Below are 11,692 nucleotides of genomic sequence, written 5' to 3' on the forward strand. Positions count from 1 at the left end.
GTCCGTGAGATCACATCTCGGACGGAGCGTTCTGGACTACACGGCCAACCTCATACCGGACACGCCGTTAGTGCGGTCAATTGGTCGGTGCACCGCCTTGCCGGAGTACGACCGGCGCATCGAGAACAGGTAGACCTTGACCTGCTCGCCGGCCAGACGGATCGTCACGTCGCCGAAATCGCCTCGGCTTCCGCCCCCGGCATGTGAGTCTGGGGGATGAACGCGTTCAGCGGCCCGCGTCCAGCCTCGATCCGTATCTGCGGTCGGCGAACAGCGACATAGGCCCGCACCATCGGACAGGTCACCTCCACCGCACCGTGCTCGTCCAGCAGCCGGTCGGAGATCCGCTTGACGGTGTGCCGCTGCTTGCGCGGCGCGTCCAGATCCGCCCGCAGCATCTGGTCGATCACCGGCTTGGACACATCCAGCCGCGCCTTGCGGGGCGGCATCTGCTTGCGCGGCTCCGGCCAGACGGACGTCATGGCTGCCCTCACCGTCCGGGAGCCCACCCCGTACTTGCGTTGCAAGGCCCGGTTCGACATCCCCGCCCGGGCATCACGGCGGATCGCCGCGTACAGATCGACCTTGGACTTCGGTGGCACCGCCGCCCCCTTACCGTGCAGAGCACCCCCAGAGTCCCACCGCAAGAACCCAAGTGGTGTCAAAACTCGGCGATATCGCTCTCCGCCAACAACCGGGCGGTGCCACCGCCGATCGACAACCGGTGTCAGGACTCACCGATAGAGCCAAGGGCCTCATGGAGTCCCTCACCCCCGGTCGCAGCTACCGTCGGCGTTGCTGTCACCGCGGCCGAACCTGGGGGCGAGGGAGTTCGTTGCCAATCTCAGCCGGGCCGTCCCCGCCCTGCTCGCTGGGGCCGGGCCCTGTGCCCCGGCCCGCGAGGCGTGCCTCGTCCGCACCAGGTAGTCCTGCGGCAACACCCAGACCCTGGCTGAGGCCACTGCCCGATCATCGACGCCCTGGCCGACGACCGCCCGGCCTTCCGCATCCAGACCTCGCAGTGGGCCCGCGACTTCGTCGCCACCACGCTCACCGACCTCGACGGCTCGGCGACTCCGCCGTCCAAGCCCGCGCCCGCACCTGGGTCCGCTGAGCCACCGCACAACAGGAACCACCGACACCCGCCGCGCCGCGCTTGCCGCCTACTCCTGCGAGCAGCGTTGTCGCTCCCTCGACCACCGCTCGGGCGCGATCGAGGGCCACGCCAGCCAGATCAAGGCACGGAAGCGGAACATGATTGGGCCCTGGGCCCGTCACGTGCACCAGAATTGCACCCGATGCCGACATCTACCATGTGTAGTAGCGGTTGACCTTCATGCATGCCCTGCGGTCGTCAGCCCGAAGCGGGGCCGCGCTGTTTGGCACGCGCTCGTCGTCTCGACTTTTCTGGGCTGCTTCCGGATAAGTGCTGCCCGAACGCCAATCGGACCCGACGACAACGGTTATCTCGGTGGCGTTGGAGACTTCGCTCACGGCTGCCTTCGGCAGGTCCAGGGCTTCGGCCACCGCAAGGGCGTCGGCGCTCAGCCCCGCGGGATAGGTGACAGTCGTCTCGCGCTGACGCCGTGGTGTACTCCGCACTGCGGCCCGTTCGAACCCTTTTGAGACGAGTTGCTTGGAAATGTCCCTTGCGCGTCCTTCGACAGCAGGCAGGTTGTGTGTGCGGGTGCCGTTCAGGACCAGAACGTCCACCGACTCATTCGCTCTTCGCCGATCGTGGCCCATTGTATTTTTCGTTGCCTTCGAGGGTTTGCCGTCGAGGGCGATATCGCGTCGGACCAGTGAGAAGAGCTTTTCCGCATCACCTGGCATGGGCAGCACGTGTCCGTTGTTCTGCGGATCTTCCATCCATGGCATGGTCGTTGAAGTGATGCGCTCGGGCGGAACCCTTCTGAGTTTCTGAGCCAACTCGTAGAGATCTTTGACACCCATTCCCTCATCCACGGTGAGCGTCTTGGTCGCCGCCTCCGCCAGTCGCATGAGCTCGCGTGGGCTGCCGAGTCCGGTCTGCAACTCTCGGACCATTGAGCTCATGTACATGTGTTGCGCATGAGTGCGGCCGATGTCTCCGTTGTCCTCGAACCCATATCGGGTACGCAACCATTGCAGCGCCTGAGCGCCTCTTATCCTTGTCGTTCCTTTCTTCAGCTTCAGGCCGGAACCGTGGCCCTTGCCGCGCGAATGGATATTGGCATCCACGCAAACCGGCACACCGCCGATCGCATCAGCTATGTCTACGACACCTGCGAAATCGGCCATGATGAAGTGGTCGATCGGAATGCCTGTCAACTCGAACCAGGTGGCCACCGTGCAACCGGGCCCCCCGCGAGCAAGGCTGGCATTTATCTTTGCCCTGATCGGCTGGAAGGGTTTGCCGCCGTCCGGCCCTTGGCACTCAGGTATACGCACCAGAGTATCGCGGGGGATGCTGACAACCGATATGTTCGACCGGTCGGCGGACAGGTGTACCAGCATCTGTACGTCGGCCAATGGAGGCCGCTGCGACTCCCCGGCCGCGCCACCAAGGCGCCTGTTCTCCTTGGACGCTCGACTGTCCGAGCCCAGGACGAGAACGTTGATCGACCGCTGGCCTGCCGCATTCGGACTGTTCTCCATCGGCTTCTGCCCCAGGTTCAGCTTATCCCTCCTCAAATTCCCGTCCAGTTGCTCATAGTAGATCCATCCCGTGCCGGCAGCCCCGAGCAGAGCCATTGCCCAGAGCACGGCCACACCCTTGAGGGCACGCCTTCGCGGGTGCTCCCTGCCGCCTTGTCGTGCTCGCATAACTGCCTCCCGCAGCGGGTGGAGTGAATAGATGTCGGCCGGCCGACCTCACGAAGCGAAAAACCGCCCTGCACCGCTAAGGGGCGACGCTCGACAGTTGAAGCAGGGTGCTCCATCTGTGAGATCCAGTGCCCGGCACGGCGCCGGCTCCCCTGATTCGCAGGAGATTCGACAGCCTGAACCTCAGGCAGCGGAAACCAGCGTGCCTGGACAGACTTCGTGAGATTGCACTGGTCGGTGGCATCCAAAAGCCTCGCGGGGTTCGGGCAGTCGACATCTAGATGATCATGTGCTTCGACTATGCATCATCAACTTGCCTGCCCCAACCGTCCGCTCAGATCTGTACGCATCGAGGTCATGGGGTTTGTCGCAGCGCTACATATTTTCGGCGACGCAGGCACCTACGCCGGGCTCAAAGCCTCCTCTGAGGCAGCTAGATGAACGCCAAAGCGCCCTCCGGAACCAATGAGGCTGGCGCAGCTGATGGAGGATCAGTTGACGAACAGGGAGCAAAGCCCCAGGTGGCAGACCATGCGCATCGCCGTCTCGGCGGTTGTCACCGTGGCGCTGGCGGGTGTCGTGACTGTCGTGATTCAGGCGGTCTCCCCGGACGGTCGGGGAAACGCATCGCAAGTCAAACCGCTGCGCGAGCCCACCGGGCCACCCCATGAGGACCTGCGAAGTGAGGCCACCCAGCCGAACGGCAAGGTGGTTTACCTGACCTTCGACGACGGACCTCATGCACAACACACTGAAAAAGTCTTGGACATACTGACGCAGTATCGCGCAAAGGCCACCTTCTTTCAGAATGGTGCGAACGCCAAGAGGTATCCAGAGATCACCCAGCGGGTCCACGAACTGGGCCACAGCGTGCAAAACCATGCCTGGTCTCACCGAGACCTGACAACGCTCTCTGCACAAGAACTCCTCGACGAGATCGCACGAACTGACGACATGCTCGGTTCGCTCACCGGCTACGTCCCCAAGTGTCTGCGTCCGCCATACGGTGCGCAGAACGGGGCCGTCACATCACAAGCTGCCAAGCTCGGAAAGCGGGTCTCGCTGTGGGACATCGACCCTGAGGACTGGAAGCAAGGCCGTTCAGCGTCAAAGATCAAGGAGCACGTCCTGAAGGAGGTCTCCCCGAACGAGGTGATCTTGCTGCACGACGGCGGGGGTGACCGTAGCCGAACGGTAGCCGCCCTCCCAGGGATACTCGAAGCCCTCAAGGCCCGCGGGTTCACATTCAAGGCGATGTCATGCTCATAGCTTTTCCGCAGGTTCGATGACCGGCCTGTCCCTGGGCCGGCTTGCCTTGCGGGGGAAGTGGGCGTTCAGCCTGCCTTTCTAAGTGATTCGGACGGGCTGCGCTTGACGTCGACCAAGGCACGACTTCCTGCCCTGGCAGACCGTGTACTGGCACTTCGTACGCCGGCTGGGCACCGTCACCCGCGTTCACGACGTCTTTGGCGCCCAGGTCCGCCGGGCCGAAGGGCGAAGCGAGGAACCGAGCACCCGGCTGCTCCACCCGCAGTCGGTCCGTACCGCTGACACCGTGTCTGTGGCCATACGTTGCTTTCGACTGGGTCCAGAAGGTCAGGAGCCGCGAATGGTTCACGGACACGCCGCGCCGGCTGCCGGCCGTCCACATCACGACCGCGAGCATCCAGGACCGTGCCCGGAGCCAGGCGCCCGCAGCTGCGGGGCTGGCTGGACCACCCGGCCATGCGCACGGCCTGGGTCGATCAGGGCTCAGCCGGACGCCTGGTCGACTGGACCACCCAGTTCCTCGGCCGCGAGCCGACGGCAGTTCGGAACGACTCACCCCAGAGCAGATCGTCGACGGCGCGGGAGCCGACCAGCTGATCGTCTATTTCGCCGGGCACGGCGTCGTCGACCAGGCCACCAGAGTCCTGCCGTTCGTGCCGATGATGTGGCGCGGTTGGGCGCTGCTGAGATCAGCCGGGTTGGGGCAGTCGACATCGAGCGCGGCCACTTCTCGTCGGTGACAGGTGGGAGCCGGGATTCGAACGCAGGGAAGGTAAGCCGGACTTCCAGATCGATCAACCGGTCATTGTCGTTCCTGGGCAGGTCGTCGTGACGTCACGGGTCCAAGAACACACCGCATTAGTGGTCTTGGCCATCAGCGAACATGAGGACGACGCGCCAGGACCAGGCTGGACCTTAGTGGCGTCCGTGGACTACCGGCCGGTCTACAAGGGACGGACGGCAGCCTTTGACACGATAAATGGCTCTGCCCGCCCGCGGCTGTGGATCCATTGAAGTGTTCGGCCAACAGACTGAACCAGGTAGGGCTTCAGCACCCTAGACACGTCGTTCAGATCATGCGTCGACATAGGCTGCGCATTGGCCCTCGACGGCACCTGGAAGCGGGTTTTCACCGCGAGGATGGCCCAGGCCGACGCAGCTGACGTACGGCAAGAACGCGTTCCGAACGACGATCCGCGCCACGCCTCGCGGCTGGATGACCCCCGAGGTGTTCCGCGGCCTTCGCTACGACGAGCCCGCCCCTCGGTGAGCCCGCCCCTCGGTGAGCCCGCCCCTCGGTGAGCCCGCCCCTCGGTAGAGACCAGGTCGCGTTCACGAACTCCCCGACCAGGGGCGTCGGTTCATGCCATGTCGCTCGGTGGGAGCCGTGTCCTGCCGCCCTTGAGGGTGACCTTCAGGCCGGTGGCCGTCACGTCGAGGGACGTGGCTTTCAGGGCCAGGGGGTAGGTTCTGTCGGTGTGCGCGGAAAGGCCGGCCTGGATGCGGTCGGCGGTGGCGGCGGGGACGGGACGGCCCAGGACCTCCGCGCTGTCGACACGCAGAGCCACCCGGCCCTGCTCGATCTCCGGCCTCAGGGTAGCCCTGCCCACGCCGCCCTGACCGAGGGTCAGGGTGAGGGTGCCGGCCGCCTCGTCCGGGTGGACCGCGGAGACGGGCAGTCGGCCGCCCGAAGCGGCGGTCAGGGTCCGCAGCGAGACGGCCGGGATCGTGACATCGGCCTCGGTCCGGGTGACGGTGGCGCTGTCGCCTTCGAGTCGGAGGTCCTCGAGCCGGGCCGCGACGGACACATCGGGCAAACGGCCGACGGTGGCGTCGTCGCTGCTGACGGTCACGGCGTCGAGATGGCGTTGCAGCAGTGCTGCGAGGGCCGGTCCGCCCTCGATGTCGACATCGCTGCCGGGGCCGAGGGCCCGTTCGGCCGCGTCGGTGATACGGCTCTCCAGCAGGCCTCGGGCGCCGAGTTCGGCAGCGCCGGTGGTGAGCAGCAGCGCGATGAGCGTGACGACGCAGGCCATGAGGCGGCGGCTGCCGCGGATTCCGATACGGATGCGGTTGATTCCGCGGATCGGTGGGCGGAGGTATCGGCGGGTGCGAGCGATTGCACGGGGGCGCAGGCGGCCGAGGGGGCCTTGGACGCGAGGGCGGTGAGGGCGGCGGGGGGTCATGTGCGGCCCCCCGGGGTGGAGGTGAGCGTGTCGGGCTGCCGGGTGGCCGTCCCGGGTGCCGACCGGCGGGTTACGGCGCCCTCGGGGTCCAGGCGGGGCAGGACGCGGTCCAGCCATGGCGGCAGCCACCAGTTCGCTCGGCCGAGCAGATACATCGGCGCCGGCACCAGGACCAGCCGTACGATCGTGGCGTCGATGACGACGCTGACGCCGAGACCCAGCGCGAGCATCTTGATCACCACGTTGGTGGACAGCAGGAAGGCCAGGAAGACGCTGGTCATGATGAGCGCGGCACAGGTGATGACCCGGGCCGTGCCGGCCAGGCCGGCCGCAACGCTGAGGCGGTCGTCGCCGGTGCGCAGCCAGGACTCGCGGATCCGGGAGAGCAGGAAGACCTCGTAGTCCATGGACAGGCCGAAGACGATGGCGAACATCATCATCGGTACGTACGACTCGATGGGCACCGGGTCCGGGACACCGAGCAGCGAACCGCCCCACCCCCACTGGAACACGGCGACGACCACGCCGTAGGCGGCGGCTATGGACAGCAGATTGAGCAGGGCCGCCTTGAGCGCGACGAGCGGGCCGCGGAAGACGGTGAGCAGCAGCAGGAAGGCCGCGGCCACGACGACCGTGACGATCACCGGGAGCCGGTCCACCATGACGTCCCGGAAGGTCAGCTGGGCGGCTGTGGTACCGGTGACGTAGCCGTCGGCGCCGGTGCCGGAGAGTGAGTCGGGCAGCGTCTCGTCCCGGAGGCGGCGCAACAGGTCGGAGGTGGCCTCGTCCTCGGGGCCGGACTCGGGCGTGACGGTGGCGGTCAGCAGTGCTCGGTCCGCGGTGGCGACCGGCGTCGAGACCCGGGCGACACCAGGGGTGGCGGAGAGGGCGTCGTACAGGTCGGACGACAGGCGCTCGATCTCGCCGGAGCTGTCCGTACGGTCCCCGTCCAGGGCGGCTACGACCGTGAACTGGCCGTTGGTGCCCGGCCCGAAGCCCTCCGAGACCAGGTCGAAGGCTCGGCGGTCGGTGTAGTCGGCGGGATTGGCACCGGCGTCGACGTGCCCGAGCCGCATCGAGGAGGCCGGAACGGCGAGCAGGAGGAGAACTAGCGCGCCGAGGAGCAGGAACAGCCAAGGGCGGCGCCCGACGGTGCGGGCCCAGCGATGCCAGGGGTCCCTGTCCGCGGAGCCGTCGCTCACCTCGGCGCCGGAGGCGCCGGATCCGGCCAACTTCCCGTCGGGCCCGAGCACTTCGGCCTGTTTACCCATGGGCGCCTCGGCCGGTTCGTCCGGTTCGTCGACCGGGCGCCCTACGCTCCACCGGTCGATCCGGCGGCCCGCGAGGCCGAGGAGGGCCGGGGCCAGTGTCAGTGCGGCCACGGCGGACACGGCGACGGTCAGGCCGGCGGCGACGCCGAGGGTGCCGATGAAACCGACGCCCGATGCGTAGAGTCCGGCCAGCGCAAGGGCCACGGTCGCGGCGGCGACGATGACCGCCCGTCCGCTGGTGGCCACGGCCCGGCCCGCGGCCTCGGCCGGGTCGTCGAGTTCGCGCAGCAGCCGGCGGTGCCGGGTGACCAGGAACAAGGCGTAGTCGATGCCGACGCCGAGGCCCATCATCGTGGCCAGTGTGGGAGCGGCCGTACCGAAGGTGAACGCGGCGGCCAGCAGTCCGAGCAGGCAGATGCCGGACAGGAGTCCCACCATGGCGGTCACCAGCGGGAACCCGGCGGCGGCAAGGGAGCCGAAGCCGACGAGCAACACGACCACTGCGGTGGCGAGCCCGATGCCCTCCGAGAGGTGACCTGCGGGCTGAGGCCTGGCGAGTTGGCCGAGCGGGCCGCCGTACTCGACCTCGACGCCGTCGGCGCGCAGCTCCTGAACCGCGTCGTCGACCTGCTCGACGTAGGACTTGTCGAACCCGACCGGATCTGCCGTGAAGCGGACGGTGACGATGCCGGTGGCGCCGTCGGCGGAGACCGCGCCGGGGGTGGCGAGCGGGTCGGACGCCGAGATCACCTCGGGGAAGGCGGTCAGCTCGCCGACCGCCGCGTCCACGGCGGTCCGATGGGCGTCTAGCCGTCCGCTGCGCGCGTGCAGCACGATCTGTGAGGGGGTGCCGCGTACCCCGTCCGAGCCGTGCTCCTGGAGCAGATCGGCGCCGGTCTGGGCCGCCGTGCCGGGCAGCGAGAAGTTGTCCTCGTACATGCCGCCCCAACAGCGGTCGGCGGCTACGGCCGCCAGCAGGACGAGCAGCCAGACGCCGAGCACCCGCCAAGGGCGGCGCGCGCAGCGGCGACCGAGCCGGTGCAGCCGGCCGACTGGTGCTTGGGCCGTGTGTGTCACCGAGTGCATCAACGCGTCGTCCTCGCCCGGTTGCGCCACCACAGCTCCAATCGGTCTTCGGCCCACCGCCGCACTTGGTCGCCGTAGGCGCCGTCGAGTGCCTTCTCTCGGATCTCCTGGCGCTCCTTGCGGTGCTCCTCGCCGTTGAGCGTGCGCAACTCCTCGATGTCCGCGCGTAGTTCCCCGGGCAGCGCGTGGTAGACGGCCTGTGCTTCGGCGGCTCGGACGCGTACGCGCCTGCCGTACTCCCCCGCGAGGGCGTACCGCCAGATCCGTGCCGCCTCCTCGGAACGGCGTCCGGGCTCCATGGAGCGCAGTTCCCGCAGATCGGCCCGGAGTCCGGCGGGAAGCCGGCGGGGCAACGGGGGGACGCCGGTGCCGATGACGGCCGGCATGCCGGTCGCGGTGGCGTCGGTGAGCGGGTCGGCGTCCATGAGCAGAGCGGCCGATGCGTGGAGGGCGGGAAGGGTGCCGGGGGCGGCGCTGGGGTCGGTGGCGGTTGCGGCACCAGGGTCGGTGCCATTGGCGGCTCCAAGGTCGCTGCCTCGGGAGGAGCCCGCCGCCCACACCAAGCCGGCCACCGTCCCAGCGGCGATCACAGTCACGGCTGTCGCGCGCCAGACCCGGACCGCGGCAGGCGGGACCTTCGGGGGCGAAGCCGCCGTACGTGTGCTGTTCACGATGGATGTCCTTCCGTTCCTCGGTTGCGAGCCCAGACTTGCGGCGGTCTGCGAGCGGAAGGTCCGGCGAATGTTCGGGCAATGTAAGGATCCGTGGGCACGGCCGGAGGGAGCGGGCGGCCTGGTTAGCATCAGGGCATGCCGGAGAACAAAGGCCTCGTCCTGGTCGTCGAGGACGAGCGGCACATCGCCGATCTGCAGCGGCGCTATCTGAGCCGGGAGGGCTTCGGCGTGCACGTCGAGTCCGACGGCTCGGCGGCGCTGGCATCCGCCCGCCGGATGCGTCCGGTGGCGATCGTGCTGGACATCGCGTTGCCCGGGATGGACGGCGTCGAGGTGTGCCGTCGGCTGCGCGAGGAGGGTGACTGGACGCCGGTGTTGTTCGTGACCGCGCGCGACGAGGTGACAGACCGGATCGTGGGTCTCGAACTGGGCGCCGACGACTACCTGACCAAGCCCTTCTCACCGCACGAGCTTCTCGCTCGGATCAAGAGCGTGCTGCGGCGCACGGCGGGACCGCCGCAGGACCCGGTGCGCCGGGTGGGGCGGCTGACGCTGGACTCCGGGCGCCGCACCCTGCACGTGGACGACAGCCCGGTGGAGCTGACGACCACCGAGTTCAATCTGCTCGCCTTCCTGCTGCGCCACCCCGGCCAGGTGTTCTCCCGGGACCAGCTGCTCGCGCAGGTGTGGGGGCAGGCCGGCTACCGGGACACCCGCGTGATCGACGTCTACGTGTCGCAGCTGCGCTCCAAACTCGGCGACGCGAGCCCGATCCGCACCGTCCGCGGCGTCGGTTACAGCGCGTCGGAGGCGGGCCGGTGACGAGCGAGGCGGTGCTGCGCAGGGGTGGGAGGGCCGACGACGAGCGGCATGGCGCGGTGGACGGGAGCACCGGCCGATGACGACCGGCTCCGGCGCGGCGGACCAGCGTACGGAACCCGCCGTCCGCGAGGGCACACCGCGTCGGCGAGGCACCCTCACCAAGCACATGATCGTACTCACCACCGCCGTGGCGGCCGTCGCGGTGGTCCTGACGGGCATCTTCGCCTGGCGGATGATCCGTACGACGGCTGAGGCCCAGGAACGCGACCGGCTCACCGACCAGGCCCAGGTACTGGCCCGCACCCCACTACTGGCCTCGCTGCTGCTGGGCCGGCAGGAACGGATCACCGGTTCCAGCGGCACGGCGCTGGCACTGGTATGGCCCTCCGGCACAGTGGAGGGCCCGGCGGCGCAGGTCGTGGACGCGGACCGGCGCCAGACCCTGCTCGCCGGCGAACCGCTGTCCACGACCGCGTCCCTGGACGGCCGAAGCGTCCTCGTCGAGGGCGTACCCACACCGGCCGGCGGCGCGCTGGTGCTGGCCCAGCCGATGAGCACAGTCGACCAGGCGTCCGCGCGGATCCGCGACGGCCTCGTGGTGCCGCTGCTGTTCGGCCTCGCCGGTGCGGCGGGAGCCGGCGCGCTCCTCGCACGCCGCCTGGCCAGGCCACTCGCGTCGGCCGCGGCCACGGCCCACAGGCTGGCAGGCGGCGAGCGCGGACTGCGGGTCGAAACACGCGGGCCCGCCGAGGTGGCGGAGGTGGCGGCAGCCCTCAACGCGCTGGACGCGGCGCTCGCCCGCAGCGAGAACCGCCAGCGCGACTTCCTGCTCTCCGTCTCCCACGAGATCCGCACCCCCCTGACCACCGCGCGCGGCTACGCCGAGGCACTCACCGACGAGGTGATCACGGGCGACGAAGTCCCGTCGATCGGCCGCGTCATGACCTCGGAGATCCAGCGCGTGGAGGGCTTCGTGGGCGACCTGCTCACCCTCGCCCGCATGGAGGCGGACGACTTCCGACTGGAGGTGACGGACGTCGACCTGGACGCACTCGTCGCCCAGACGGCGGACGTATGGGGCCCGCTGTGCGCCCGCCACGACGTCGACTTCCGCGTCGAGCGCACCGGCCGCCCGCTGCCCGTCGCCACCGACGCCTTCCGCGTCCGCCAACTCATCGACGGCCTCGTCGAAAACGCCCTACGGGTCACCCCGGCGGGCCGGCCCCTGGTCGTCACCGTCCACCCCGACGACGCCTCCGGCGCCCTCCTCCAGGTCCGCGACGGCGGCCCCGGCCTCACCGACACCGATGTCGCCGTCGCCTTCGAACGCGGCGCCCTCACCACCCGCTACCGCGGCATCCGCCCGGTCGGCAGCGGCCTGGGCCTGGCCATCGCCCACCGCCTGACCACCCGCCTCGGCGGCACCATCACCGTCGAAGGACGGGGACCGGACGGCGGCGCATGCTTCAACGTCCGCCTGCCCGGGCATCCACGGACACGGGCCTAGTGACCTGAGTCAGAGATTCGTCGGCAGTATGCGGCGACTTTGTCGAGGATCTCGTCTGCGGTCTTCGTCCAG

10 protein-coding genes are annotated in these 11,692 nt (G+C 68.7%); 4 read left to right on the top strand and 6 right to left on the bottom strand.

Translation table 11 applies throughout. The annotated features are described in order from the left end of the window. Positions 1-36: 36 nt before the first annotated feature. From ACHBTE_RS34810 to ACHBTE_RS34820, 3 genes are all read right to left on the bottom strand, one after another. On the bottom strand, positions 37-168 hold the full coding sequence (locus ACHBTE_RS34810) for a hypothetical protein (RefSeq protein WP_394729596.1): 132 nt from the start codon (positions 166-168) through the stop codon (positions 37-39). Next, a complete protein-coding gene (locus ACHBTE_RS34815; protein WP_394729598.1) occupies positions 165-602 on the bottom strand; it encodes a hypothetical protein in 438 nt (145 codons plus the stop codon). Before ACHBTE_RS34815 ends, ACHBTE_RS34810 begins: the two co-directional genes overlap by 4 nt. A 706-nt stretch (positions 603-1,308) precedes the next feature. Beyond that, a complete protein-coding gene (locus tag ACHBTE_RS34820) occupies positions 1,309-2,751 on the bottom strand; it encodes an LCP family protein (protein WP_394729600.1) in 1,443 nt (480 codons plus the stop codon). A gap of 585 nt (positions 2,752-3,336) precedes the next feature. On the opposite strand from ACHBTE_RS34820, the gene ACHBTE_RS34825 reads away from it, so the two are divergent. Further along, positions 3,337-4,074, top strand: coding sequence for a polysaccharide deacetylase family protein (locus ACHBTE_RS34825; protein ID WP_394729602.1), 738 nt, complete (start codon positions 3,337-3,339; stop codon positions 4,072-4,074). A gap of 405 nt (positions 4,075-4,479) precedes the next feature. Next, entirely contained in the window at positions 4,480-4,671 is a 192-nt protein-coding gene (locus ACHBTE_RS34830; RefSeq protein WP_394729604.1) for a hypothetical protein, read from the top strand. A 764-nt stretch (positions 4,672-5,435) separates the two neighbouring features. Here ACHBTE_RS34830 and ACHBTE_RS34835 read toward each other — a convergent pair. The 3 genes from ACHBTE_RS34835 to ACHBTE_RS34845 form a co-directional block, all read right to left on the bottom strand. Beyond that, positions 5,436-6,110, bottom strand: coding sequence for a DUF2993 domain-containing protein (locus ACHBTE_RS34835; protein WP_394729606.1), 675 nt, complete (start codon positions 6,108-6,110; stop codon positions 5,436-5,438). A 146-nt stretch (positions 6,111-6,256) separates the two neighbouring features. Further along, a complete protein-coding gene (locus tag ACHBTE_RS34840) occupies positions 6,257-8,647 on the bottom strand; it encodes an MMPL family transporter (RefSeq protein WP_394729608.1) in 2,391 nt (796 codons plus the stop codon). Continuing rightward, positions 8,617-9,288 carry a hypothetical protein gene (locus ACHBTE_RS34845; protein WP_394729610.1) on the bottom strand — a complete coding sequence of 224 codons (672 nt, stop codon included), beginning with the start codon at positions 9,286-9,288 and terminating at the stop codon, positions 8,617-8,619. The genes ACHBTE_RS34840 and ACHBTE_RS34845 overlap by 31 nt, the downstream gene beginning before the upstream one ends. 138 nt (positions 9,289-9,426) lie before the next feature. Between ACHBTE_RS34845 and ACHBTE_RS34850 the strand changes: the two genes are divergently transcribed. Further along, a complete protein-coding gene (locus tag ACHBTE_RS34850) occupies positions 9,427-10,113 on the top strand; it encodes a response regulator transcription factor (protein WP_394729612.1) in 687 nt (228 codons plus the stop codon). Positions 10,114-10,189: 76 nt separating this feature from the next. Further along, the gene (locus tag ACHBTE_RS34855; protein WP_394729614.1) at positions 10,190-11,620 is read left to right on the top strand and encodes a sensor histidine kinase; all 1,431 of its coding nucleotides are present in this window, start codon (positions 10,190-10,192) and stop codon (positions 11,618-11,620) included. Positions 11,621-11,692: the final 72 nt, after the last annotated feature.

Source organism: Streptomyces sp. M41, assembly GCF_043673425.1.
In the GTDB taxonomy this organism is placed as follows: Bacteria; Actinomycetota; Actinomycetes; order Streptomycetales; family Streptomycetaceae; genus Streptomyces.

Coding starts and splice junctions, on each gene's coding strand:
- ACHBTE_RS34825 (WP_394729602.1), top strand. CDS start 3,337: ATGCGCATCGCCGTCTCGGCGGTTGTCACCGTGGCGCTGGCGGGTGTC.
- ACHBTE_RS34835 (WP_394729606.1), bottom strand. CDS start 6,110: ATGGCCTGCGTCGTCACGCTCATCGCGCTGCTGCTCACCACCGGCGCT.
- ACHBTE_RS34850 (WP_394729612.1), top strand. CDS start 9,427: ATGCCGGAGAACAAAGGCCTCGTCCTGGTCGTCGAGGACGAGCGGCAC.
- ACHBTE_RS34855 (WP_394729614.1), top strand. CDS start 10,190: ATGACGACCGGCTCCGGCGCGGCGGACCAGCGTACGGAACCCGCCGTC.